This is a genomic window from Marinifilum caeruleilacunae, assembly GCF_013141825.1.
Lineage (GTDB): Bacteria > Bacteroidota > Bacteroidia > Bacteroidales > Marinifilaceae > Marinifilum > Marinifilum caeruleilacunae.
On the sequence record NZ_RZNH01000018.1, the window covers coordinates 37,146 to 61,624 of the forward strand.

The 24,479-nt window shown below is 38.6% G+C and carries 23 protein-coding genes; 4 read left to right on the forward strand and 19 right to left on the reverse strand.

All coding sequences use genetic code 11. From position 1 onward, the window contains the following. The first annotated feature begins 29 nt into the window (after window positions 1-29). Window positions 30-776: a biotin--[acetyl-CoA-carboxylase] ligase gene (locus ELS83_RS11645; protein ID WP_171595746.1), complete on the forward strand. Its 747-nt coding sequence runs from the start codon at window positions 30-32 to the stop codon at window positions 774-776. A 339-nt stretch (window positions 777-1,115) separates the two neighbouring features. Here the strand turns inward: ELS83_RS11645 and ELS83_RS11650 are convergent, their stop codons facing one another. Beyond that, entirely contained in the window at window positions 1,116-1,613 is a 498-nt protein-coding gene (locus ELS83_RS11650; RefSeq protein WP_171595747.1) for a hypothetical protein, read from the reverse strand. An 86-nt stretch (window positions 1,614-1,699) separates the two neighbouring features. Next, a complete protein-coding gene (pyrE, locus tag ELS83_RS11655) occupies window positions 1,700-2,332 on the reverse strand; it encodes an orotate phosphoribosyltransferase (protein ID WP_171595748.1) in 633 nt (210 codons plus the stop codon). 93 nt (window positions 2,333-2,425) lie between these two features. Here pyrE and ELS83_RS11660 point away from each other — a divergent pair, with 93 nt between their 5' ends. Further along, window positions 2,426-3,022 (forward strand): NUDIX hydrolase, encoded by a 597-nt coding sequence (locus ELS83_RS11660; protein WP_171595749.1) that lies wholly within the window; start codon window positions 2,426-2,428, stop codon window positions 3,020-3,022. A gap of 2 nt (window positions 3,023-3,024) precedes the next feature. Here ELS83_RS11660 and ELS83_RS11665 read toward each other — a convergent pair whose 3' ends face one another. The 6 genes from ELS83_RS11665 to ELS83_RS11690 form a co-directional block, all read right to left on the reverse strand. Further along, window positions 3,025-4,428 carry a peroxiredoxin family protein gene (locus ELS83_RS11665; protein ID WP_171595750.1) on the reverse strand — a complete coding sequence of 468 codons (1,404 nt, stop codon included), beginning with the start codon at window positions 4,426-4,428 and terminating at the stop codon, window positions 3,025-3,027. Window positions 4,429-4,449: 21 nt separating this feature from the next. Further along, on the reverse strand, window positions 4,450-5,586 hold the full coding sequence (locus ELS83_RS11670) for a serine hydrolase domain-containing protein (protein WP_171595751.1): 1,137 nt from the start codon (window positions 5,584-5,586) through the stop codon (window positions 4,450-4,452). Between the two features lie 3 nt (window positions 5,587-5,589). Beyond that, complete coding sequence (gene coaD, locus ELS83_RS11675) at window positions 5,590-6,069, reverse strand: pantetheine-phosphate adenylyltransferase (protein ID WP_171595752.1); 480 nt, start codon at window positions 6,067-6,069, stop codon at window positions 5,590-5,592. 34 nt (window positions 6,070-6,103) lie between these two features. Further along, complete coding sequence (locus ELS83_RS11680) at window positions 6,104-6,907, reverse strand: ABC transporter substrate-binding protein (protein WP_171595753.1); 804 nt, start codon at window positions 6,905-6,907, stop codon at window positions 6,104-6,106. Beyond that, window positions 6,907-9,129, reverse strand: coding sequence for an APC family permease (locus tag ELS83_RS11685; protein ID WP_171595754.1), 2,223 nt, complete (start codon window positions 9,127-9,129; stop codon window positions 6,907-6,909). The genes ELS83_RS11680 and ELS83_RS11685 overlap by 1 nt, the downstream gene beginning before the upstream one ends. A gap of 66 nt (window positions 9,130-9,195) precedes the next feature. Continuing rightward, on the reverse strand, window positions 9,196-10,323 hold the full coding sequence (locus tag ELS83_RS11690) for a DUF4369 domain-containing protein (protein WP_171595755.1): 1,128 nt from the start codon (window positions 10,321-10,323) through the stop codon (window positions 9,196-9,198). A gap of 179 nt (window positions 10,324-10,502) precedes the next feature. Here ELS83_RS11690 and ELS83_RS11695 point away from each other — a divergent pair, with 179 nt between their 5' ends. Further along, window positions 10,503-11,630 carry a saccharopine dehydrogenase family protein gene (locus tag ELS83_RS11695; RefSeq protein WP_171595756.1) on the forward strand — a complete coding sequence of 376 codons (1,128 nt, stop codon included), beginning with the start codon at window positions 10,503-10,505 and terminating at the stop codon, window positions 11,628-11,630. A gap of 13 nt (window positions 11,631-11,643) precedes the next feature. Here the strand turns inward: ELS83_RS11695 and hydF are convergent, their stop codons facing one another. The 8 genes from hydF to ELS83_RS11735 all read right to left on the reverse strand — a co-directional run bounded on the left by hydF (window position 11,644) and on the right by ELS83_RS11735 (window position 21,012). Then, window positions 11,644-12,864 (reverse strand): [FeFe] hydrogenase H-cluster maturation GTPase HydF, encoded by a 1,221-nt coding sequence (hydF, locus tag ELS83_RS11700; RefSeq protein ID WP_171595757.1) that lies wholly within the window; start codon window positions 12,862-12,864, stop codon window positions 11,644-11,646. An 18-nt stretch (window positions 12,865-12,882) separates the two neighbouring features. Next, window positions 12,883-14,334, reverse strand: coding sequence for a lyase family protein (locus ELS83_RS11705; RefSeq protein ID WP_171595758.1), 1,452 nt, complete (start codon window positions 14,332-14,334; stop codon window positions 12,883-12,885). A gap of 2 nt (window positions 14,335-14,336) precedes the next feature. Beyond that, window positions 14,337-15,500, reverse strand: coding sequence for a sigma-54-dependent transcriptional regulator (locus tag ELS83_RS11710; RefSeq protein WP_171595759.1), 1,164 nt, complete (start codon window positions 15,498-15,500; stop codon window positions 14,337-14,339). Window positions 15,501-15,502: 2 nt separating this feature from the next. Continuing rightward, window positions 15,503-16,474 (reverse strand): Ppx/GppA phosphatase family protein, encoded by a 972-nt coding sequence (locus ELS83_RS11715; RefSeq protein WP_171595760.1) that lies wholly within the window; start codon window positions 16,472-16,474, stop codon window positions 15,503-15,505. Window positions 16,475-16,736: 262 nt separating this feature from the next. Continuing rightward, window positions 16,737-18,077 (reverse strand): ABC transporter permease, encoded by a 1,341-nt coding sequence (locus ELS83_RS11720; protein WP_171595761.1) that lies wholly within the window; start codon window positions 18,075-18,077, stop codon window positions 16,737-16,739. A 17-nt stretch (window positions 18,078-18,094) separates the two neighbouring features. Next, window positions 18,095-19,018: an ABC transporter ATP-binding protein gene (locus ELS83_RS11725; protein WP_171595762.1), complete on the reverse strand. Its 924-nt coding sequence runs from the start codon at window positions 19,016-19,018 to the stop codon at window positions 18,095-18,097. A gap of 207 nt (window positions 19,019-19,225) precedes the next feature. Then, window positions 19,226-20,374, reverse strand: coding sequence for a molecular chaperone DnaJ (gene dnaJ / locus ELS83_RS11730; RefSeq protein ID WP_171595763.1), 1,149 nt, complete (start codon window positions 20,372-20,374; stop codon window positions 19,226-19,228). 32 nt (window positions 20,375-20,406) lie between these two features. Further along, window positions 20,407-21,012 (reverse strand): nucleotide exchange factor GrpE, encoded by a 606-nt coding sequence (locus ELS83_RS11735; RefSeq protein ID WP_171595764.1) that lies wholly within the window; start codon window positions 21,010-21,012, stop codon window positions 20,407-20,409. 266 nt (window positions 21,013-21,278) lie between these two features. On the opposite strand from ELS83_RS11735, the gene ELS83_RS11740 reads away from it, so the two are divergent. Beyond that, window positions 21,279-21,719: a hypothetical protein gene (locus ELS83_RS11740; RefSeq protein ID WP_171595765.1), complete on the forward strand. Its 441-nt coding sequence runs from the start codon at window positions 21,279-21,281 to the stop codon at window positions 21,717-21,719. Between the two features lie 68 nt (window positions 21,720-21,787). On the opposite strand, the gene ELS83_RS11745 is transcribed toward ELS83_RS11740, so the two are convergent. The 3 genes from ELS83_RS11745 to ELS83_RS11755 form a co-directional block, all read right to left on the reverse strand. Further along, window positions 21,788-22,324 (reverse strand): TlpA family protein disulfide reductase, encoded by a 537-nt coding sequence (locus ELS83_RS11745; RefSeq protein WP_171595766.1) that lies wholly within the window; start codon window positions 22,322-22,324, stop codon window positions 21,788-21,790. 85 nt (window positions 22,325-22,409) lie between these two features. Further along, window positions 22,410-23,720, reverse strand: coding sequence for a UDP-N-acetylglucosamine 1-carboxyvinyltransferase (murA, locus tag ELS83_RS11750; RefSeq protein ID WP_171595767.1), 1,311 nt, complete (start codon window positions 23,718-23,720; stop codon window positions 22,410-22,412). Between the two features lie 116 nt (window positions 23,721-23,836). Further along, on the reverse strand, window positions 23,837-24,463 hold the full coding sequence (locus ELS83_RS11755; protein WP_171595768.1) for a DUF4290 domain-containing protein: 627 nt from the start codon (window positions 24,461-24,463) through the stop codon (window positions 23,837-23,839). Window positions 24,464-24,479: the final 16 nt, after the last annotated feature.

Below are 24,479 nucleotides of genomic sequence, written 5' to 3' on the forward strand. Positions count from 1 at the left end.
CCGTAATTTATAAACCAACAGGTAATTACATGCATCAAAAATTATTTTCTCCCCAATTAATTGTACGCAAAAACGAGATAAATTCCACAAATAATTTTGCTTTGGAATTGATAAAATCCGAAAATCCTGCAGCCGGAACTGTCGTTTTGACATTAAATCAGACAAAAGGCCGCGGACAGCAGACAAATTCATGGGAAAGTGAAAGTGGCAAAAACCTTACCATTAGTGTCATATTGCGACCAGAATTTCTACCCATACCTCAACAATTTCAAATTTCGATAGTGATTTCTCTTGGTGTATACGATTATTTAAGGCAGTATGTAAGCGGGGTGGCCATAAAATGGCCCAACGATATTTATGTGGGTACCAAAAAAATTGCGGGTATATTGATTGAACACTCCATAATGGGATCGGTCTTGAGTACATCGGTGTGTGGCATTGGTTTAAACATCAATCAAAGCAAGTTTGTTTCGGATGCGCCCAATCCAATCTCATTATCGAATTGTACGGGTAATGTTTACGATTTGGAGGATGAGTTGCAAAACTTACTTTCGTGCATTGAGAGAAGATACTTTCAGCTGGAAAATGGTTTTTCGCATCAATTGGAAAAGGATTACCTGGATACCATGTATTGGATAAATGAGGAACATTCTTTCGAAGATGAGAATGGGCGTTTTACAGGTAAGATTGTTGGCATTAGTGAAATGGGGCAGTTGCGAATCGAAGCCGAGGGTGAGGAGAGAATCTATAATTTTAAAGAGGTGAGTTTTATTTAACGTGAGTTCAATGTAAAATTCGACCACAGTTTGATCTGATTTTGAGTAGAAATTTTCACGAATTTGTGAAGAAATATCGGGATATTTTAAACGGATTTGGGGGAATTTATGCCAAAAGCAGGCAAACTAATATGGGAAAGCTCTCTTTATGACATCTGCACATTAAAAATTCCTTAAAATAGTCCATTATATTTTTAAAGTAAATATAACTTTCTGTGGATAGAATTTTACATTGAACTTACGTTATTTAGTAAGCATATCCACAATAAGATCAGCAAAAAATAAGGGCATAAAAAAACCGATGCATGATACATCGGTTTGCCTATATCTTACAGAGATCTATTCGATATTTTGAAGCATGTTGTAAGGGATCTGAGTCAATCCATCTGCCAATTGATCAACTCCTTTTTCCAATTTCTTTTTCAACATCATCTTCATCATGGCATTTAATTCGGCATGAACGGTTAGTCTGATTCTGGTATCGTAAGCATCCTTTTCAATCAACTGAATCCAAATGTAGAATTCGAAAGGACTTCTTCCATAACCTGTAAGCTTCAGTGTTTTGTTTTCTTCCTTTTCAACGAACTGCAATCCAGCTTCACCAAATCCTTTAATCACGAAAGTGCAATTGTCTTCGGTAGCTTCCCAATGTTCGATGTGCTCGCTAAAGTTTACCTTCTTTTTGGCCTGGGCTTCGATCTGCTCCTGAACCTGAGGGTTATTGGCAGCCAATTCAAATACTTTGGCAATTTTTCTAAAATCCGAAAAGAAGCCATACACATCGCCTACCATGTGTGGAATCTTTTTTACTTCACTAACAATTTTTGTTGTCGACATTATTCCGTTCTCCTTTAGAATACAAAAGAGGGTATCCACGAGTGAATACTCTCTTTTCAATTATTTTTTATTCGGTAAACCAGTGATTAAACACCCCAGCTTGCCGGATCTTTTCTCCATTCTTTCAATTGATCAACATCTTCAGCCTGCACGTAACCAATTTCCTGTGCACGATCAATCATTACATTGTAATCACTCAAGGTATCAAGCTTACAGTTTGCTTCGGTGAAGTTATCAACAGCTTTTTGGAAACCATAGGTAAAAATAGCTACCATACCTAATACTTCGCAACCTGCTTCTCTTAAAGCCTGTACTGCCTTTAAACTGCTGCCACCTGTCGAAATCAAATCTTCGATTACAACCACTTTTTGTCCGGCTTTAATTTCACCTTCAATCAGGTTGGTCATACCGTGTGCCTTCGCCGATGAACGAATGTAAACCATTGGTTTGTTCATTTCCTCGGCTACCAATGCGCCCTGTGCAATTGCTCCGGTTGCAACACCAGCAATTACTTCTACTTCCGGATATTTTTCCTTTACAACTTCGGCAAAAGCTTTCTTAATGTAGGTTCTCACCTCAGGAAAAGAAAGGGTTTTACGGTTGTCACAATAAATTGGAGATTTCCATCCCGAAGCCCAGGTAAATGGGTTTGTTGGTTCTAGTTTAATTGCCTTAATTTGTAGCAAATGTTCAGCGACTTGTTTAGCAGTATTTTGCATTCTTTCTCTGGATTTATGGATTACTAAGTGAATTCAATACACGGAAATTCAAAGCATTATGTTTTTCCTATGTGTGATTAAAATCTACCGCAAATGTATAAAGTATTTTTTAAAGATCGATTGATTTTTTTAGGCGATAAAAACGAAAGTTTAAATTTTGAGGGAATGGTTTATGCATGGACCGAAGGAGAATCGCTGGAAGGCCTAATTCACCAGTTTGATGCGGAGGAGCACAGGGAGCAAATTTTTGTTGTTGCCGAAGATGTTCAGGTTCTTTTCGATCACTTTCGATCATGTTTTAAATACATAGAGGCTGCCGGCGGAAAGGTATACAATTTGGAAAACCAGCTTTTGGCCATTTACCGACTCGAGAAGTGGGATTTACCAAAAGGAAAAGTGGAGAAAGAAGAAGAAATACCCGAAGCAGCCATTCGCGAAGTGGAAGAGGAGTGTGGAATTTCGGGCGTAAAAATCGTGAGTGAACTCAAGTCAACCTACCACACTTATTGGATGAAAGATAAGTTTGTATTGAAACGCACCTACTGGTACCGAATGAATTATTCGGGCAACGAAAAACTTGTTCCACAAACCGAGGAAGATATACAGGAAGTGAAATGGTTGGCAGAAGATCAGCTGCATGACTTTAAGGCGAATACTTATGCTTCGATATTGGAGGTGATTAAAGAGTAAATTTACCTCTGATAAGATTCTCTGGCAGCATCCCTGGCAATTTTAATAAACTCCAAATGGATATTTTCTTTTGGCCCCTGGGCTGCGGCTTTCACAATTTTTCCTTTCGGATCGATTAGAATATAGCTTGGGAAGGCCTTCACTTTGTATTCGTGAATTAAATGGTGCTGGTCGGCAATGGAAACAAATTTCCAACTGTACTTGTTGTTCTTTGAGAACTCCAGCCAGTTTTTCACATCCCAATCGCATACAATGCTTAAAAACTCGATGTGTTGACCGAATTGCTTCTTTAGTTTTTCTATTTCTTTAAAATCCTGCAAGCATGGGTACGATTGTGTATTGCAAAAATTCAGGTACAAATATTTCCCTTTGTAGTCGGCCAGCTGAACGCCGCCAAGTTGAAAATCGGGAGCAGGGTAGTTTTGCTGCAAATGCGTAATTTTTGCAATGTAATTGCGGCAAAGATCCTGGTTGTACTTGTTCTTCGATGCGTTAAGAATATCCTGAAAAATGGATAAGGATTTCTCCTTGCCAATAAATTTTCGGGTATAGGAATCGAAAGTAGCCGTGGCAATAATCATATCCAGAAGTTGAGTATCTGCATAGGCCGGATAGGCTTGCATCAGCTTTTTAATATCGGCATAGGTATTTTCCGATTTAAAAGCATTGCTTAAGGCCAGGCTCTCTTTCTGCTTAAAATATCCGTTAAGGAAATTGCCATACTGCTTTTTGTAAAGGCTCATGTAAGCCGGGTTGTTTAGCTGAATATTTTGATCTTTGAAAAACTCATTTTCGATTTTCTGAAAAGAATTTGGATGAGCCAGGAAGTTTAAAAATCCCAGTCGATAACGAAAATATTCGCTAAAAAACTCATTTTTTATGCCTGAAAACTCTTCTTTTAGCTGCTGAGCGAATTGAATTCCTGCCGATTTTTCTTTTTTGCGATAAATCTTGTGAAAGTTCTGATTGATAAAAGCATCGAGCTTGTCATCCAGCTTGCGAATGTTTCGGTTTAATTCGTTTGGCTTTGTGTTCGCAACACCAATCATTAATTCATCGGCTTCGAAAAATGGATTCAGCTTTTGTGCCGGGCTTAACTCCTGTTTTGGAGGAAATTTTAACTCATAAGATTGGCCAGGTTCAACATACAAAAAAGCTTTGTACACTTCAAGTGGCAGGTAAATGAGTTGGGTTTGGTCCACATCGAACTCAACACGGAACTCTCCATTCTCGTTTACGGTAAAATCTGTAATCTTATTGCTTGCATAGGTAAATGAATCGCTATGATACATGACACGAATTGTACTTCCCGAATAGCTTTTTGCACTTCCAAAAAGTACCACTTTTTCGGCTTTGCCAATAAAGGACAAAAGCAAGAATACAGTAAGAACAAACAGATTTTTCATGGCAAAGGATTCAAAAGTTTTCTATTCCAGAATTTTCAAGGCGATATCAACATACTTTGGAATATCCATGGTGATTTGCCCTTCTTTAATCTCATCTTTCATTTTGCCAAAACGCACCACTACGGCATTTTTTTCGGCTATGGAATAGATGTATTGTCCACGATGACCTCTCATGTAAGGGATATTCATGTCTTTGTATGGCAGTACCCAGTACTGATAGCCGTAATGATCGAGAGGAGCAGTTTTTTCTTCGTTTAAAATGTAAGCTGCTGGGGAAGTGGCATCTTTCAGGTATTGTTCCGAAATCAGCTGTTTGCCATTCCATGCTCCGTGGTTTAAAACCAACTGACCAAAGCGGGCAGCATCGCGAGCATTGGTGTTAAAACAGCAGAAAGATTTTTCGTCTCCATCTTTTTTATCCAGGCTCCAAAGTGCCGTATTCACCGCGTGCATTGGTTTCCACAAGGTACGTTCAGCGTATTTCGAAATGGTTTCGCCCGTAGCTTCTTCCACAATAAATGCTAGTAGCTGGGTGTTTCCACTCTGGTATCTGAAACGGATACCTGGTTCTTCGATCAATTGTTGATCGGTACTTACCATGCGTAATTTTTTGCCGTAATAGGCTTTGGTTGTTATGGAGGTCGGACTGCTATAGGCTTCGTCCCAATCCAAACCAGAACTCATGGTAAGCAGGTTTTTAATGCTTAGCTTGCCTCTTTCATCATTGGCAAATTCTTCGAGGTAATTGCCAATGGGCTCGTCTACCGATTTAATTTTTCCTTCATCAATGGCAATTCCAATTAGCAGGCTGACAATACTTTTAGTAGCCGAAAAAATATTGGAGTGCGAATCGGCATTGTAGCCATCCCAATATTCTTCGTACAATACTTTGCCATCCTGAATAATTAAATAAGCAACTGTTTCGTGATCTTCCAAATAGGTTCGATCCACACTTTCCAGCTCGTATTTATTGTACGAGTCAGCTTCCTTCCACTCTCTGCCATCGGCAACATTTACTTCGGTATTTTCGAAAATCTTGTAATCGTCGATATTGGCATACCAGTAGATTAGGCTGGTTCGTAAATAATTAGGAGCTAAAAGCATCCAAAGTGCTGTAAGTAAAGCTAGAATTAAAACAGTTTTGCTTATTCTTGACATGATTTACGGATTTAGTTTATAGGCATCAGGATCCATTACTTCTGGTAAAAATTGGGAAGCATCGCCTCCATGACGAATGATATCGCGCACAATGGTAGAAGTAATCATGGTGTGCTCAGGAGTGGTAAGCAAAAAGATGGATTCCAACTCGTAAGCCATTTTCTTATTGATTTGTGCAATGGCACGCTCGTACTCAAAATCGGCTGCAGTTCTTAGGCCTCTTAAAATGAAATTTGCATTTTTCGACTGGCAATATTCTACAGTAAGTCCTCCAAAAGTTTCCACCTCAATTTTCGGGTTGTTGTGAAAAGCTTCTTTAATCCACTGTATGCGTTTCTCAATCGGGAAAAACTGTCTTTTTTCAGCGTTATATCCTATTGCAATAATAATTTTATCGAATAGTGGTAAAGCCCGGCTAACAATAGATTCGTGTCCGATGGTAAAAGGATCGAACGATCCGGGAAAAATAGCAATGCGTTCCATTTAAAAGTAATTTTTAAAACAAAAGTAAAAAGAATTACTCTGTTTTAATTTTTTTAATCAAGTTAATAAAATAATTAGCTGCTTGCAGCATGTGTGATTCGTACCACGAAAACATTTCACCATCAACCAGTTCAATTTTGGCATCAGGCAGAATGGCTTCAATTTCTTTTTTGTTTGATTCCTCGAAAGGATAGGGTTCCGATGATAGCAATACCAGCTCGGGATTCAGTTCTTTCAACTGTTCTTCACTTAAATTCGGATATCTTCCATGTGGATCTGCTAAAACATTTTCGAAACCACACATTTCCAACATCGAGTTCACAAAGGAGTTCCTGCCTACTGCCATATATGGATTTCTCCACACCATGTAAAGCACTTTTACAGGCTTTTCCCCTTTCGGGATTTTGGCAAAGTTGGCTCGAATTTTATTGGTAATTTCGAAGGCTTTTGGTTCTGTTCCGGTTATTTTTCCGGTGTTAAGAATATTCTGCAAAGCCTCCTCGTAATTGCGAACCTTACTCACATAAACCGGGAAACTTTCCATTAGTGCTTCTACCTGCGCCTTGTTATTTTCTTCTTCGTTTACAAGAATCAAATCAGGATTCAACAGGTCAATTTTATCCACATATAAATTTTTAGGTCCGCCAATATTGGGCAGTCTTTCGATTTTACCTTTCGGATAACGGCAGAATTTGGTTCTCGAAATTACTTTGCCTTCCAATCCAAGATCGAATAAAAACTCGGTGGTCGATGGCACAGCTGGCACTATTCTTTTCGGTGGAAAAGGAATGTTAAGCTCTCGGCCCAAATCATCGGTAACTGTAATAAAATCAGCCATTACTTAATTTTAATTTCTTTGTATGAACTCACAAAAAGAATGTTCCCCATATCTTCAAAACCTGTAAACATGTCAACGCCTTCTTCAACCACTTCTTCATGGTTAAATCCAAGGATGCTTAAATCTGCATCCATAGAGTTTTGCATGATTACCTGCTTTTTATTGGCATAGTTGGCATTGATCAACTGAATATTGCTTGGCGATATTGGCAATCGTCCCGATTTAATCAGGGCCAGTAATTTCTCTTTCTGACTCTCTAATTGATCTCCAGGATAGATGGCAAAAATCTTAATGGTTCCTTTCTTCCAATCTGGATGACCTTGAATAATGTAGGCCAAAAGAATCATCAGATTCGCATTTTCCAGGTCGTTGGCACCAATCCATACATGAATTTCTTTCTTATACCCAAACCCTTTGTATGATGAATTAAGGATACAAACATCAAAATGGGTTGATTCCAACAAGCTGTAATTATCAATCACATAATTCAACCTTTCGGGTTCGGTTCTCGAAAATTCGAAAAGTATGGTGTTGTAACCGTGTCCGGATATTCCCGACAACTGCATTACCTGCGCAATTGCAGAGGTCATCGAAGGCGAAATAATCGTATCAAGATACACCCTGTTTTTACTTCCCGAAGCAAGGTTGATCAGTCTGTTCATTACCTTTTTCGATTCTTCGTTGGTTTGTTCGTTCAAAAATCCTTCAAGGAAATGGATGTAGGTTCCAAAACCATATTTGTACGAAATCCACCTTAAAAGATCGAAGGCCGATCGGCGCTTGAATGAATCCTGCGAAATACAAATTGCAAATGGCCTCCAGCTTAGCTCACGATCGCCTTTTTCGGCTCGCTGGGCAAAAATCTGAAGGTGACGACTCAACTGGAAAACTACTCCTCGGAATAGTTTTGCCAATCCTCGGTTGCCTTTGGTGGTTACATTAATACCATAGTAAATTCCACCCATAATCATTAATGACAAGATGGCATAGGTCATATTCATTTGGAACATGATCCAAACAGAAAGTAAGGCGCCCATTAGCGATAAATACCACTTTGAACGGAATGTTGGTCGGTATGAAGGATCGGCCGCAAAATGCTCCAGGAATGAGATGATACAAATTGCACCATAGGTTACCATGAAGAACATGGAAATGATTTGTGCTACAAAATCAACATCCCCAATAAACACGAAAACAAAAGCAATGGCAATTGAGATTGCCGAAGCATTAATTGGCTCATTGTTTTTCTTGCTTTCTGCTTTTAACCACTTGTTTAATCCTTTTTGAGGGAAGATATCATCCAGACCAATTGCCTGCAGCGTTCTTGGTGCAACCATAATAGAACCCAATGCCGATGAAAGCGAAGCCGCTGCCAGTCCGATTGGGATAATTGGACCCCAAATCGCAATTTTTCTCATGATCAGCTGATCGCTTGCCAGGTCTTCAGGACTTGCCGATACCGTAAACTTATAGGCTGCCCAGATGTAAATCACCAATCCACCAATGGTTGCCCAAATGGTTCCACGCGGAATGGATTTTCTGGGATTTTTCAAATCGCCGGATAGGCCTAAGCCTGCAGCCAAACCTGTAAATGCGGGGAAAACAATGGTAAACACATAGAAAAAGCTTTTTGGATTTTCTATGGTAGCATCCAAAACAATATCCTTTGGTGCATCTGCAGGTGTCCCGATAAAGAACATGAATAGCGAAAGCCCCAAAGTAGCCACCACAACATACAATGCCTTCATGCCCATATTCGCACCACGTGTAAGGAATAAACCAGCCAAAATGATCATGGTTGGAATACTAATGGCTCGTTTGTCGTAAACCAAAATGCCGTAGTTGTCGGCAACCCACTGTATTAAAGGATCGAATGCTTCGGCAAAGGCAATTACGTAAAATGCCACCGAAATGGCCTGCGAAAGATAGAGCGTGATACCAATTGCAGCACCAATATTTAAGCCGAAAGATCGGGAAATGATGTAGTAGGCACCTCCACCCAATACTTTTTGGTTGGTAGCAATTTCGGCAACCGCCATGGCTGTTGGAATGGTAATTAAATGACCTAACACAATGATTCCAATCACACCAATGAATCCAACATTTCCTACAGCCCAACCAAAACGAAGGAACAATATTGCACCCAAAATGGTTGAAATTGCTGTTAAGAAAACAGGCATGGTACCAAAGTTAGCTTTGGTTTTCAGTAATTTATCTGGCATAGTTAAATTTCTTTATAGGCTTTTATCAAAGTGATAAATATAGTTAATCGAAATTGATATTAAATACTACTGCTTTGAAAGATATGTGGAGACCTGGGATTTTAACATTTCCAAATTCATTTCATCCTGATAGTAAAGGATTTTGCCATTTTTATCCAGTAAATATGCATGAAAACCTCTATCCATGTATCGAACCACGTCTACGCTTTTATCTAAACTTTCAATTTCGATGCAATTGAGTTCGTGCCTTGCTTCTGGATGCCAGGCAATCAGCTTTTTGGTCCCCGGAATCCTCATCTTATTGTAAGATGAATTTCTAATAATGCTAACCACTTCCAGGGAAGGAAAGCTGCTGGTTACATTTTTAATTTCGTCGTAGAATTTCTGATTCTGATCTTGTCTCCAGGCTCTCCAAAAGTAAAGCAGTATTGGTTTACCTCTTTGTTTCGATAAGGTATACTTTTCACCAGTTAGAGTAGGAGCATCAATTTCGGGGAATTGTCCTTTGTTTTGAAGTGTTTCGATAACCTCTACGCGTTTTTGCAAATTATTCACATACATGCCATTTGGATTGGCCAGCTTTAAAATTTCCAATTGTTTCCTGACGTAATCAAGATTCCGCTTGGCGGCAAAATATTCCTGGTAAATCAGGTAAGGAATTACCGGCGACGAAGCATATTTGTAGTAGTAATCATCCTTAAATTTATTCAACCTTCGATATTCTTTCATGAACTGATCCTTTTTAACCGGATCAGACTGTACTTCAGGGATCTCCAGATTCTCAGCAACTTTTAGTTTTTGTTTGTTGTTTTCGGCAAGTTTTGCCTGGTAATCTTCATATCGGTCCTGGGCCGGCGAACCCTTAAGTTTCCCAATCAGGAATTTATAGTTCATATCTTTTTTGTGAACAAACAAGTTCATTGTTGTTGGAGAGATAAATATTTTCCCCGATTTTCGGCCAGCTACGCTAATTTGTGCTGCGAAAGCCTGGTCGCAAGCTGCTTCAAATTTGAACTCTCCGTTTTTTGTTTTTACAGAATCAATAAACTCCTGTGTTTCTCCATTGAGTTTGTATAGGTAAATATATTCTTCCTGCAGTCCACCAATCATCCCTTTCAGGGTGAAAGATTTTTGTGCATTCGAAGGAATTGCAAAAAGGATAGAAAGAAAGAGTGTCCAAATTACTTTATTCATTGTATAGGTGTTTAGAGTTTGAATTTCGAAAACTAAAGATAAGAATAATCATTTGTAATCATAACTATGGCTTGCACGATTAAAGTTGAAATTCCATCATACTATTCGTAAATTATATGATTTACAAGTACATTGTCTCCTGAATATTCTAGTCTGTCTTTACACTAAAATTTGAAATCATGAAAAAGCTAACTGTTTTGGGCGCTGGCCTGGTGGGTAAATTAATTGCTATCGATTTGAGCAAATCATATTCGGTAACTGCTATTGATAATGATGCAAATGCATTGGAAAAACTTGCCAGAAATACGAATATCAAAACCAAAAAAGCCGATTTATCGATTGAAGGAACAGTGCGTAAGTTGGTTGGTGACTCAGATTTGGTGATTGGTGCCGTTCCTGGAAACATGGGATTTGTTACAGTTCGTGAAGTGATAGAAGCTGGAAAAAATATGGTTGACATTTCATTTTTTCCGGAAGATCCTTTCGACTTGGATGATTTGGCCAAAAATAATGGATGCTGCATTATTACCGATTGCGGTGTTGCTCCTGGAATGGGAAATTTGATTTTAGGCTATCACAACGAGCAGATGAAGGTGAATAATTTTAGATGCCTGGTAGGAGGCTTGCCTTTTAAAAGGGAATGGCCCTGGGAATACAGTGCGGTTTTTTCGCCCATTGATGTAATAGAAGAATATACAAGGCCTGCCAGGTATGTGCAAAATGGTGACCTGGTTGTGCGCGAAGCTCTTTCTGATCCAGAACTCATACATTTCGAAAATGTTGGCACACTTGAGGCTTGGAATTCTGATGGTTTGAGAAGTTTGATCAAAACCATGAATGTGCCCAATATGATTGAGAAGACTTTGCGTTATCCTGGCACGATTGAATACCTGCGGGTATTGCGGGATACCGGGTATTTTTCGCATGAAACGATAGAGGTGAACGGACAAAATATCAAGCCAATTGATTTGACATCGAAGCTCCTGTTCTCGAAATGGAAATTAAAGCCAGGCGAAAAAGAGTTTACGGTCATGCGTGTGGAAGTTGTAGGACAGCAAAATGGCTTGCGCAAAAAGATCGTCTACGATTTATTCGATCAGTTCGATGATGAAACCGCTTTTACCTCGATGGCTCGAACCACAGGATACACCTGCACAGCTGTTGCCAATATTTTGCTGAAAGGAAAATACGCGAATAAAGGAATCAATCCTCCTGAATTTCTGGGGAAAGATCCGGCCTGTTTCGATTTTGTTTTCAACTATCTTAAAGAAAGAGGAGTAGATTATAAAATCAGAACAGAATCTTAACCTCTAAGTTCGTTTACAAGTAATCTAAAGAAGAATCTTCAATTTTAGCAAATGGAGCCACGGCCCTGTTGTAGATGCCTTGGACATATGCAATTGCCATTCCGTAATTGGTTACCGGAATGCCCGCATCAATAGCTGGTTGTAGTCGGTTGCCCAATTGTTTTGGCGTAATCATACAGCCGCCACATTGTATCAAGAGTGCATAATCCGACATGTTTCCCGGAATTTCGTCTAAACCTGCTATAACAACAAATTCCAGCTGTTTTCCGGTATAATTTGAAATCCAGCGCGGAATTTTAACTCTTCCAATATCATCGCAAGATGTATGGTGTGTACAGCTTTCGAGAAGCAAAATTTTATCGCCATCTTTTAGTTCTGATATTTTCGGCGTGCCATGGAGGTAAGCGCTAAAATTGCCTTTAAAATGAGCTAGCATAATGCTAAAACTTGTAAGGGCAACATCCGAAGGAATAGAAGCACCAGCCTTTAGGAAAACCTGACTATCAGTCACAACCAGTTTTGGTTTAATGCCTGTTTTGCGAAGGAATGCATCCACTTCGCGCTCTTTCAGAACAATACATACGGCATCATTATCAAGGATATCGCGAATGGCTTGTACCTGTGGGAGAATCAATCTACCCTCGGGGGCTTCAATGTCGATAGGGGTAATTAATAGAACAATGTCGCCATATGAAAGCAAATCGCCAAGAAGCGACGGAGTCGTGAAAGCCGATTCAGGAATGGTTTTCTTAATGCCCTTCACAATGGGTTCAATATCGCCATCTACAGCATTAAAGTGCAGAATCTCTTTTGCCCCTGCATCTTTCAGTTTAATTGAAGTCTCCTGCTGTAATAGCTCCAGATCTTCTTTGTTATGGATGGCAATAAAAGGAACGTCTTGTTTCCTGAATTTTTCAATCAACCCTTTTTCAAAATCGCCAAAGGTATTTTGGGTAATTACCAAAATGGCCAAATCGATGGTTTTAATGGCCTGGTTGGTTTTCAGAATTCTCTTTTTACCCAGTTCTCCAGTATCATCAATTCCAGCGGTATCGATAAGGATAACTGGTCCGAAACCTGTGATTTCAAACGATTTTTTAACCGGGTCGGTTGTTGTTCCTGCAACATCAGAAACAATGGCAATATCCTGACCAGCCAAAAAGTTGATCAATGTACTTTTCCCGTTATTTCTTCTGCCAAAAATTCCAATATGTGGTCGACGTTCTCTTCCCATCTTTTCAGTGATAACTGTTTACTGTTTATTTTCAATTGTTTCACTCAAAATAAAGCCAAGCTTCAACAATTCTTCAGGAGTAATTAGTTCTTTTAATTTTTCATGAGCCAGTAAGCCCAATTTGTTATTGGCTTCGATAATTGTGCACGAGTTTTCTTTCATCTGTTTCGCCAATTTTGCTGCCTGATGATATCCAATATATGGCGATAAAGCCGTTGCAACCGATGGATTATTCAATACACTCTCTTCGGTCAAATCTGATTCAATGCTCAATTCCTTGAATAGATTTTCGGCAAGTGTATGATTCGCTGCAATCAGCAATTTGATGCTATCCAGCAAAGCATGACCAATAGATGGCAGGTAAGCATTTAATTCAAGGCAACCCTGTCCCGATAAATTGCTAATCATCATATCGTTAGCATAAACTTTGTGTGCCGCACTAATTACAAATTCCGGTATCACCGGATTTACTTTTCCGGGCATAATGGAGCTTCCTACCTGTTTTTTAGGAAGTTGTAACTCTTTGTTTTGGAATAAATCGGAGGCCAGTAAACGCAAATCGGCCACCATTTTTTCCAGGTTAACGGCATGAGCTTTAAGGGTGGCATGGACTTCAACGAAGCCATCCTGATTAGCTGTTGCATCCGATAAGTTTTCTGAGCGTGTAATTGGCAAACCAGTTAGCTTTCGCAGATTTGGAACAACTTCCATGATAAAAAATCGAGGAATCGATAAGCCTGTACCAATGGCACCACCACCTAAATTTACCTCTTTAATTCGCTCAAAACATTTTGACACACGCCACCAATCTCTCGACAAAGCATTGTTATAAGTACTGAATAGTTTGTCGTATGAGGAAGGAACGGCAGCTTGCATTTGTGTGTATCCAACCCGCAAAACATTTCGGTATTTGCTTTCGGTATTTTCTACCTGTAACCTTAAATTATTAATCGACTCTTCTAACTCCTGAAGCAGGCGAATGGCTGCAACTTTCAGCGATGTTGGAATTACATCGTTGGTAGATTGAAATACATTGGCATGCTCAAAAGGATCGACCTTCGTGTATTCTCCACAGTTTTCTCCCTGAAGTTGAAGTGTTCTGTTCGAGATGATTTCGTTTATATTCATGTTAATGCTGGTGCCGGCTCCACCTTGCACTGCAGGAACAATGAAATGCTCGAAATGCTCTCCCAAATTCAGCTCGGACGCCACTTCCTTTAGTTTTTCAATCAGATTTTTATCAAGCAATTGAAATGGAAATTCCTGATTGGGAAACTTGCGATCTATCCCTTTTAAAAAATCAAGATAGGTTTTGTAGCAAGCTTCTTTTACCACTCCAACGGCCATGTACCACTCTTTGTGAAACTGGCTGTTATCAGGAAAATTTTCCCTTGCTCTAAGGGAGTGAATTCCCCAAAGGGCATTTTTAGGAATTTCTCTGCTACCGATAAAATCTGATTCGATTCTCATGACTAATTGGCTGATTTGGTGTAAGCTCTCACATCGTCAACGCTGATACTATCCTGGCCCAGAATAATTAAACGTTCAATAATATTTCTAAACTCACGGATATTTCCGGTATAATTGATTTTTTTCAACTCATCAATGGCGGCTTCATCAATTCCTTTGACTGGCAAGCCCATTTCTCCACAAATCATATCGATAAAATGATTGGCCAATAAAGGAACATCGTCGATTCTGTCGTTTAAAGAAGGAACTTCTATTAAAATAACGCTTAATCGATGGTATAAATCCTCGCGGAAATTGTTGTTTTCAATCTCTTCTTTTAGATTTTTATTGGTGGCTGCAATTACGCGAACATTCACTTTAATTTCCTTATCGCCCCCCACGCGTGTTATTCTGTTTTCCTGCAAGGCTCTCAATACTTTCGCTTGCGCTGATAAGCTCATGTCTCCAATTTCATCAAGGAACAAAGTACCACCATCGGCCAATTCGAACTTCCCTTTGCGCTGCTTATGTGCAGAAGTAAAGGATCCTTTTTCGTGTCCAAACAATTCACTTTCGATCAGTTCAGATGGAATGGCCGCACAGTTTACCTCAATAAAAGGACTCTTGCAACGATTACTTTGTTCGTGAATACGATGTGCAACCAGCTCTTTACCTGTTCCATTGGGTCCTGTGATTAAAACACGGGCATCCGTTGGTGCCACTTTGTCAATCATTTGGTTTACACCCTGAATGGCATCAGCCTCACCAATCATTTCGAATTTTTTACTGACTTTTCGTTTCAGAACTTTTGTTTCTGTTATCAGTTTCGATTTATCCATCGCATTGCGAATGGTAATCAGAATTCGATTAAGATCGAGAGGCTTTTCGATGAAATCAAAAGCTCCTTTTTTAATGGCTTCTACGGCAGTATCAATATTACCATGACCTGAAATCATGATCACTGGTGTGTCTATGCCCAATTCCTGAATTTTGTCAAGAACCTCGATACCATCCATTTGAGGCATTTTAATGTCGCAAAGAATTGCATCAAACTCTTCGTTTTGTGCCATTTCTAAACCAGCTATTCCATCTTCGGCCAGACTGATTTCATACTTTTCATAGCTCAAAATATCTTTTAAAGTATTGCGAATACTTCTTTCATCGTCGATGATTAGAATTTTAGACATACCTATTTTTTTGATTCTACAGCTACTGCTGCTTGATTAGTATTTTTTTCGATAAGCTCAAATAGAGCACCTTCCTTTAAAGCGTAAGATGATTGGTACAATTTACTAAATCCGGCCTCTTTCACCAGGTGATTGATAAAAATACTTGCAATCACCATCAATTCAACACGCACTGGATCCATGCCTTTCATTGCTTTGCGTTCCTCCAGGCTAGAAGCCAGGAAAATTTGATGCAAACGGAAGAAATCTTTCAGTTTAATTTCAAACTGAGACTCTGGCAAACCATTAACCTGCAATCCATCGGCTAGTAAAATTTGCTTAAATGTATCGAACGAACCCGATGATCCTATTAATGTTTTCACATTGTGCAGATCCAAAGCTTCAAACAAATCGACCAATTGTTCTTTTAAATAATCTTCAACTTGAGCAATGTCACTTTTACTCATCGGATCAGAAGGAGTAAATTTCTCCAGCAAACGAGTCATTCCAAGTGGATAACTCTTTTTCCAGAAAATCTTTTCATTGTTTGCTATGATGATTTCATTGCTTCCACCACCAATATCAAGAATTGCAACCGCTTCGTGCGATAGTTCAACAGCATTTTTTGTACCTGAATAAATCAATTCAGCTTCACGATCACCCGAAATAATCTCAACGCTCACATTGTATTTTTCTTCAATCAGTTGAACAAACTCATTGCCATTCGAAGCCGATCGTATTGCAGAAGTTGCAAATGCAATTTTCTCGCTTGTGTTGAATTCAGCAGAAATGCGATCCATTTCGTTAAATGCATCTATTGCTCTTTGAATAGCTTCTTCGGTGATTTTATTTTGATTAATGCCACCCTTGCCAATTTTTGTTGGATATTTAGAACGGTGTAGAATTGTCGGATGCTCCCCTTCGCTCCATTCTGCTACCAATAAATTGAATGTATTGGTTCCCAAATCAATTACAGAAATCCGTTTTTTATTCATGTTCTATGGTTAAAGGTTTAAGTGAAAGTGATCTATGCTAAATTTTAGGAATAGATTCAAAATCGAAGATAGTAAATTCTTTGTTTAAGAATAAGAACTTTTGTCAATGTATTGCTATTACTGCTGTAATACATGCATAGAGCTTACCAAAAACTATGCCTAATTTGAGTTTTATGACAACTAAGATTTACACGCATTCTAAAAGTTCATGCATGGATATGAAAAATGCCTCGTAGTGAGGCATTTTTACAAGTTGTTATTTTTAGTTGTGATATCTTAACCACTTCCAGATTTCTTTGTAGGAAACTTTCTTGCCATACATCAGGATACCGGTTCGGTATATTTTCGCCGCAATCCAGGTAATTAACAGGAAGGTTCCAATTAATATCGACATAGATACCAAAAGCTCCCAAATCGGAACACCAAATGGAATACGTACCAGCATTACAATTGGAGAAGTAAATGGTATGATTGAACCCCAAAAAGCCAAACTACTTTCCGGATTTCTTGCTACTGCAAAACCAATGTACAATGCAAGTATCAACGGAATGGTAATTGGTAACATAAATTGCTGGGTTTCTGTTTCGTTATCAACGGCACTACCTACAGCTGCAAAAAGTGCAGAGTACAATAAATATCCACCTAAAAAGAAGAAAATAAATGCACCAATAATTCCTGCTACATAGGCCAAATCAAAAGTGCCACCAATGTCTTGAATTAGTTTCAATTGACCAGCGTCTAAAGAAGATGCTCCTGCTGGCAATTCTGCAACACTTTTGGCTTGTTGTAGCGTTTCCATATCAACTCCAGGAAGAACAAGGGCAGATCCTACAGTGATAATGATTCCGGTAAGAACCACCCACATAATAAATTGGGTTAGTCCGACCATGGCAACACCAACAATTTTACCCATCATTAATTGGAAAGGCTTTACCGACGAAATGATTACTTCGACAATACGGTTGCTTTTTTCTTCGATTACACCACGCATTACTTGTACGCCATATAAGAAAATAAACATGTAAATAATAAAGCTGGCTGCAAAACCAATTCCCATTGCAATTTCGGTTGAGCTTTGTTTAATTTCTCCTCCTTCACCAAACTTAATGGTACGCATTGATATTGGTGTTTTGGTAGCCGCCAATTGCTCCTCTAAATCAGGCATGTTGGCTTCGGCAATAATCTTCGATCTCTTCAATTTTTCGATGTGTTGCCTAATTTGTCGGCCAACACTCGATTTAACCTCAATGGTAACCTGTTTGTGAGAAAATAGTTCGGCAGTTTTACTGCTGTGAATGTCCTCGGGAATTACAAGAATGGCATAATATCCATTTCGCTCCATGTTCTGCTTAACGTCGTCGAAAGTGGTATTGTTCAGGTATTCGTAAGTGGTGAATTCTGAACTTGTAACTGGATCAACCAACTCCGATTCATTTAATACTGCAATGGTTCTTTTTTCGGTGTCATCTTTCAACATCATCCATATCATGAAAGCATAAATTCCGGCAATCAATATTGGAGTCAGAAAGGTAAGAATCAGAAATGACCTTTTCTTTACGCGAGAAAGGTATTCTCTTTGTATAATGATAAATATCTTGTTCATTTTGCTATATCTTGCGGTTAGATGGTTTTGCTTTCTTTTACAACTCTAATGAAAATATCATTCATGTTAGGAATGATTTCACGGAAGGAAACAATATTAAGATAGGGCAGAAGTTGCTCTAACAATTCGTTGGAAGTAGATCCGTTATTCAGTTTGATGTGAAGTGTGTTATGTTCGATTCCTTTTTCCTGATCTACAATTTCAAAGTCAGTCTTTAGAACTTGTTCTAACTTGTCGAATTCACCTGTATAGTTGATTTCGTAAGTATTGGTTCTGTATTTTTTCTTGATTTGCTCAACTGGTCCGTCAAGAATCTTTTCCGATTTGTTGATTAGTGCAATGTGATCGCAAATTTCTTCTACCGAACCCATGTTGTGGGTAGAGAAAATAATTGTTGCTCCTTTATCGCGAAGCTCCAAAATCTCTTTCTTAAGCAGGTTTGCATTAATAGGATCAAATCCACTAAAAGGCTCATCGAAAATCAACAACTCAGGTTCATGAAGAATGGTAACAATGAACTGAACTTTTTGCTGCATCCCTTTCGATAATTCTTCTACCTTTTTATCCCACCAGGGTAAGATGTCGAATTTATCGAACCAGCTTTTTAGTTTCTTTGTTGCTTCCTTCTGGCTCATGCCTTTAAGCTGCGCAAGGTAAACAGCTTGTTCGCCAACTTTCATTTTTTTGTATAATCCTCTCTCTTCGGGAAGATAACCGATTCGTTTTACGTCTTCAGGTTTTAAAGGCTGTCCGTTAAAAAACACTTCACCGGCATCGGGACCAGTAATTTGGTTGATGATGCGAATCAGTGTGGTTTTACCAGCTCCATTTGGACCCAGTAGCCCAAAGATACTGCCTTTCGGAACAGATATGCTTACCTTGTTAAGTGCTTTGTGCCCTGCATATTGCTTAACAACGTTTTTTGCTTCGAAAAATGTCATGAATTATAGTTTTGGTTAGTGACACTCTATTGTGAACTGAAATCTAAAATACACAAATTCTAATGATGTCAACATAAAAAATCGATGTAAAGAAGTTGATACAAGTTTTAACTTGTTTTTTTATCGATATAATATTGGGAAAACCCGGGTTGGATTCAAAAACAAACCCCGACATATCTGCCGGGGTTCACTTTTTTTCTTTTAGATCTATTCGAAGAAATTTCTTACTTTTTTAAAGAAGCTTTTTTCCTGCGATGATGGTTTGGGTTGAAATGATTCTGATGATTGCATTTTCTCAAGAATCTTTCTCTCTTCTTTGCTCACATTATTTGGAACCCAAACATTAATTTTAACCATTAAATCGCCTCTGCCATACCCATTTACATCAGGAAGTCCTTTTCCTCTTAAGCGTAAAATTTTACCTGGCTGAGTTCCTCCATCAATTTTCACCTTTACTTTGTTCTCGATGGTTGGAATCTCAACAGCTGTTCCCAAAATCGAATCGGGGATACTAATGAAAAGGTTGTATAGCAAATCGTTTTCGTCGCGTACCAATTCCGGATGTTCTTCTTCCTGAATTAAAATTAGCAAATCGCCATTTACGCCACCACGACGGGCTGCATTTCCTTTGCCGCTAACCGATAGTTGCATTCCTTCTGCAACACCTGCAGGGATATTGATTGAGATTACTTCTTCGTCGCGAACAATTCCTTCACCGGCACAACTTGTACATTTGTTGGTAATCATTTTACCTTCGCCATTACAAGACGGACAGGTTGATGAAGTTTGCATTTGTCCTAAAATGGTATTCTGAACCCTGGTTACATGTCCCGATCCATTACAGGTAGAACAGGTTGAAAAAGAAGAACCATCTTTTGCTCCTGAGCCATTACAGGAGTTACACTCAACGTATTTCTTTACTTTGATTTTCTTCTCAACACCTTCGGCAATTTCCTTCAAAGTCAGTTTTACTTTTACACGAAGGTTGCTACCGCGATTTACTCTGCGCGAACTGCGGCCACCGCCACCAAATCCACCGCCAAAGAAAGATCCGCCACCGAAAATATCTCCAAAATGAGAGAAAATATCTTCCATGTTCATTCCACCACCGAATCCACCTCCGGCAGCTCCGCTCATTCCGGCATGACCAAATTGATCGTAACGCTGGCGCTTTTCAGGATTGCTTAATACTTCGTAAGCTTCAGCAGCTTCCTTGAAATTTTCTTCAGCTTCCTTATTTCCCGGATTTTTATCAGGGTGAAACTGAATTGCTTTTTTACGATATGCTTTCTTTAATTCGGTTTCCGAGGCAGATTTTGAAACCCCTAATACCTCATAATAATCTCTTTTCGACATCTTTTTTCAACTTAGAATTAGGAATCAGAAAATTATTCTCCTACAACAACTTTTGAGAAACGAATCACTTTTTCATTTAAAGTGTATCCTTTTTCAACGCAATCAACCACTTTACCTTTCAGGTCATCCGATGGAGCCGGAATTTTGGTAATTGCTTCGTGAATGTCGGTATCAAATTCTTTGTTTATCGCTTCAATTTCTTTCACTCCATTTTGAGAAATGAATTCTTTGAAATTGTTGTAAATCAAATGAACTCCTTCTTTTAAAGCTTCAACGTCTTTTGCATCATCGATAGACTGTAGTGCTCTTTCGAAGTTGTCCATAACAGGAAGAACATTAACAAGAATTTTTTCTCCCGCCGATTTGGTAAGATCCATCTTCTCTTTTAAAGTTCTTTTTCTATAGTTATCAAACTCAGCTGAAAGGCGCATGTACTTATCGTTGATGTCTTGCAGTTTCAAGCCTAGTTCTTCAAGTTCGTCAGCCTTTTTTTCTTTAGCCGATTTCTTTTTCTCTTTCTTTTTTTCAGCCTTTGCTTCTTCTTTCATCTCTTTTTCCTCAACAGGCTGTTCTACATTCGTTTCCAAATCCTTTTCTTCCAATTCTTCTTTTTTTGATTTGCTTGTATCTTTTGTCATTTTTCAATGATTTTTTGCGTTCTAAAATTACTTGGCAGTAGTAAACAAATAACCTGCCAATTTGTGCCTTTACGACAAATTGGCACAAAGATAGAATTTGAAACTGTAAATATTTCCTTTTTTGTCTCTTTTCGCGCAGATTATTACACTTTTAGATTTTTTTTTTGCTCTGTGCAAATCGCCGAATCTCTTATTGTTAATTTACTGATAGTTAGTTGTGTGGTAGCTAATAATTTGATTATCTTTAATAGAATAGATGGGAAATTATGAAGTTGGAAATAGATAACAAGGATTTTTGCATACGCTTATACGGCAATGTTGCTTATTTAAAGGTTCGTGGTATGCAGGACCAGGAAGCCATCGATTTTTTTAAAGCCACCATTGATCAAATGCTCGAATTATATCCGCATAGGAAATTTGCTTCGGTATGTGACCTTAGTGAATTAATTTTGTCGAGCCCTAAACTTGCCTTACAGGTGAATTCGGCCATTAAGAAAATTTGTGATCGTTTGGATTATGAGCACAATGCTGTGATTATTGAACCCAGGTTTATGCAAATTGTAAAAGCTTTTATATTTTCTTTTTACATGAGAAACACCACTGTGAAAACGCAAATTTTCAGAGATTCAAGAAAGGCATTTTCCTGGTTGGACGAGGCAGGATATCAAACCGAAAGGCTTAAAGAGTTTTTAGAATTGAAAGATTAAAATTTCAGGCATAAAAAAACTGGTAATTACATCGTAGTTACCAGTTTTTTTGATCTATTTCGTTCAAATTATTTCTTGAGATAATTTTGAAGTGCATGCTCCAAACTTGCACCACGCAAATCTTTGGCAATAATAATACCATCACCATCAATTAGAAAGTTAGCAGGGATAGAATTGATTCCAAACTTCTTTGAAGTAGGCGAGTGCCAGCCCTTAAGTTCACTTACGTGATATTTCCAATCTACCTCATCTTTTACGATGGCTGCCTTCCAGCTTGCCAGTTTTTTATCCAGCGAAAAGCTGTAAATCTCGAAACCTTTTCCGTTTTTAAATTCAGATTTTTTAAATCTGTTGTAGGCTGCTAAAATTTTCGGATTTTCGGCTCTACAAGGAGGACACCACGATGCCCAAAAATCTACCAAAACCACTTTTCCTTTTAGTTCGCTAAGCTTTAGCTCTTTTCCATCTACCGATTTAGCGGCAATTTCTGGAAGTTTATCGCCAACATTAAAACCTTCTTTGGCTGTTTTAGATTTATCAGCTGCAAAAGCTGTAACTGAACAAAGTAGTGCAAAAATCAGAAATGTATATTTGAATTGTTTCATATCTGTTTGTAATTAACTATTAATAATCCATCTAATTGTAAAACTAAAATAGATATTACTCTTTGTTTAAACTGTTAAAGAATAGTTAATTAACAATTCGTTTGATGTTTGCACCAATGGCATTCAGCCTCAGATCAATGTTCTCATAACCTCTGTCAATCTGATCGATGTTGTGAATAATACTCTTGCCTTCGGCTGATAATGCAGCAATTAGCAAAGCAACACCGGCACGTATATCTGGAGAAACCATAGTTGTTGGTCTCAATTGGTTTTCCTGGTTTAAACCAATTACGGTTGCACGATGCGGATCGCACAGAATAATTTGCGCTCCCATATCTATCAATTTATCGGTAAAGAACAAACGGCTTTCGAACATTTTCTGATGAATCAGAACGCTTCCTTTGGCTTGTGTGGCTACAACAAGGAATACACTTAATAAATCTGGCGTTAATCCTGGCCATGGTGCATCAGCAACCGTTAAGATCGATCCGTCAATAAAGGTTTCAATTTCGTAATTTTCCTGTTTAGGGATATAGATATCATCACCTCTTAGTTCCATTTTAATCCCCAGGCGGCGAAACGCATCGGGAATCATTCCCAATTCCTTGTAGGCAACGTTTTTAATCGTGATTTCAGATTTTGTCATGGCAGCCAAACCTATGAAACTACCAATTTCGATCATATCGGGAAGAATTTTATGCTCGCAACCACCTAATTTGTTTACTCCTTCAATTTCAAGTAGATTAGAACCCACTCCGGTAATTTTTGCTCCCATCGAAATTAACATCTTGCAAAGTTGCTGAATGTAAGGCTCGCAGGCGGCATTGTAAATTGTGGTTTTACCCTCGGCCAAAACAGCGGCCATAATAATATTGGCAGTACCGGTTACCGATGCTTCATCAAGAAGCATGTAGGTACCCTTAAGCTTTTTGGCTTCTACCCGGTAGAAATTTTCACCTTTGTTAAAATTGAATTCTGCGCCCAATTTTTGAAATCCGATAAAGTGAGTGTCCAATCTTCTGCGACCAATTTTATCGCCTCCCGGGCGAGGGATGTAGCCTTTCCCAAATCGCGCCAGTAATGGACCAATAATCATAATGGATCCGCGTAGGGAAGAGCCTTTTTTAACAAATTCGGGTGAATTCAGGTATTCTAAATTCACATTTTCGGCTTTGAAAGTATAACTGTTTTTCGATTCCTGGGAAACCTGAACGCCCAGATCCGATAATAATTCAATCAGTTTATTAACATCTAAAATGTTGGGGATGTTATGAATGCTTACTTTTTCATCGGTTAGTAATGTTGCACAAAGAATTTGTAATGCTTCATTCTTTGCTCCTTGTGGAGTTAGCTCACCTTTAAGAGGCTGACCTCCTATTATTTCGAAAGTACTCATTTGGTCTGTGTTTTGGTGTGAACGATAGGATAAAGATAATCATAAAAGTGATCGAAAAAACGAAAAATGATATGCGCGAGAATAAAAAAAGCCGGCTTTTAAACCGGCTTCAGAAATTATCTGTTCTTGTTGTGTTTACGATTATCATTTCTGTGACCACTATGCTTTTTGCGTGGTTTATTTTTCTGTGAAAAATCCTTTTCTCTGGCTTCACGTAACTTCAATTCTTCCGGAATCACCAATTTGCCATCAGAAAGCTCTACGATATCCTGAAAAATCTTATCATCAGGTACACTGTCCTTGTTCCAGTTGATGAATGATTTTTTCATGTGATTGGCAATCATTAAAATCAGGGCATCTTTTTCTTTCTGATCTTCAAGTTCGATTGCCTTGGTAATTAACGATTCAATGGTTTTGCCGTAGTGACGGTATTTGATTCGTTCATTTTTATATGGAACCTTTTCTGGTTTTTCAGAAAGTTTTTCTTTGGTTGGACGTTCAAATGGTGAATCGATATCCAATTGAAAATCTGACATTAATGCAAGATGATCCCACAGTTTATGTCTGAAATCGCTAACATCTCTAAGGTGTGGATACATGTTACCCATAACAGCGATGATGCTTTTAGCTACTCTATTTCTTTCGTCTCTGTCTTCCACAGTTAGAGCAAAGTCAACCATTTTCTGAACGTTTCGTCCATATTCAGGAAGTACAAGGTGTTTCCTGTTTGAATTGTAATCCATTTATTCAGTTGTGTTA

Coding starts and splice junctions, on each gene's coding strand:
- ELS83_RS11645 (WP_171595746.1), top strand. CDS start 30: ATGCATCAAAAATTATTTTCTCCCCAATTAATTGTACGCAAAAACGAG.
- ELS83_RS11650 (WP_171595747.1), bottom strand. CDS start 1,613: ATGTCGACAACAAAAATTGTTAGTGAAGTAAAAAAGATTCCACACATG.
- pyrE (WP_171595748.1), bottom strand. CDS start 2,332: ATGCAAAATACTGCTAAACAAGTCGCTGAACATTTGCTACAAATTAAG.
- ELS83_RS11660 (WP_171595749.1), top strand. CDS start 2,426: ATGTATAAAGTATTTTTTAAAGATCGATTGATTTTTTTAGGCGATAAA.
- ELS83_RS11665 (WP_171595750.1), bottom strand. CDS start 4,428: ATGAAAAATCTGTTTGTTCTTACTGTATTCTTGCTTTTGTCCTTTATT.
- ELS83_RS11670 (WP_171595751.1), bottom strand. CDS start 5,586: ATGTCAAGAATAAGCAAAACTGTTTTAATTCTAGCTTTACTTACAGCA.
- coaD (WP_171595752.1), bottom strand. CDS start 6,069: ATGGAACGCATTGCTATTTTTCCCGGATCGTTCGATCCTTTTACCATC.
- ELS83_RS11680 (WP_171595753.1), bottom strand. CDS start 6,907: ATGGCTGATTTTATTACAGTTACCGATGATTTGGGCCGAGAGCTTAAC.
- ELS83_RS11685 (WP_171595754.1), bottom strand. CDS start 9,129: ATGCCAGATAAATTACTGAAAACCAAAGCTAACTTTGGTACCATGCCT.
- ELS83_RS11690 (WP_171595755.1), bottom strand. CDS start 10,323: ATGAATAAAGTAATTTGGACACTCTTTCTTTCTATCCTTTTTGCAATT.
- ELS83_RS11695 (WP_171595756.1), top strand. CDS start 10,503: ATGAAAAAGCTAACTGTTTTGGGCGCTGGCCTGGTGGGTAAATTAATT.
- hydF (WP_171595757.1), bottom strand. CDS start 12,864: ATGGGAAGAGAACGTCGACCACATATTGGAATTTTTGGCAGAAGAAAT.
- ELS83_RS11705 (WP_171595758.1), bottom strand. CDS start 14,334: ATGAGAATCGAATCAGATTTTATCGGTAGCAGAGAAATTCCTAAAAAT.
- ELS83_RS11710 (WP_171595759.1), bottom strand. CDS start 15,500: ATGTCTAAAATTCTAATCATCGACGATGAAAGAAGTATTCGCAATACT.
- ELS83_RS11715 (WP_171595760.1), bottom strand. CDS start 16,474: ATGAATAAAAAACGGATTTCTGTAATTGATTTGGGAACCAATACATTC.
- ELS83_RS11720 (WP_171595761.1), bottom strand. CDS start 18,077: ATGAACAAGATATTTATCATTATACAAAGAGAATACCTTTCTCGCGTA.
- ELS83_RS11725 (WP_171595762.1), bottom strand. CDS start 19,018: ATGACATTTTTCGAAGCAAAAAACGTTGTTAAGCAATATGCAGGGCAC.
- dnaJ (WP_171595763.1), bottom strand. CDS start 20,374: ATGTCGAAAAGAGATTATTATGAGGTATTAGGGGTTTCAAAATCTGCC.
- ELS83_RS11735 (WP_171595764.1), bottom strand. CDS start 21,012: ATGACAAAAGATACAAGCAAATCAAAAAAAGAAGAATTGGAAGAAAAG.
- ELS83_RS11740 (WP_171595765.1), top strand. CDS start 21,279: ATGAAGTTGGAAATAGATAACAAGGATTTTTGCATACGCTTATACGGC.
- ELS83_RS11745 (WP_171595766.1), bottom strand. CDS start 22,324: ATGAAACAATTCAAATATACATTTCTGATTTTTGCACTACTTTGTTCA.
- murA (WP_171595767.1), bottom strand. CDS start 23,720: ATGAGTACTTTCGAAATAATAGGAGGTCAGCCTCTTAAAGGTGAGCTA.
- ELS83_RS11755 (WP_171595768.1), bottom strand. CDS start 24,463: ATGGATTACAATTCAAACAGGAAACACCTTGTACTTCCTGAATATGGA.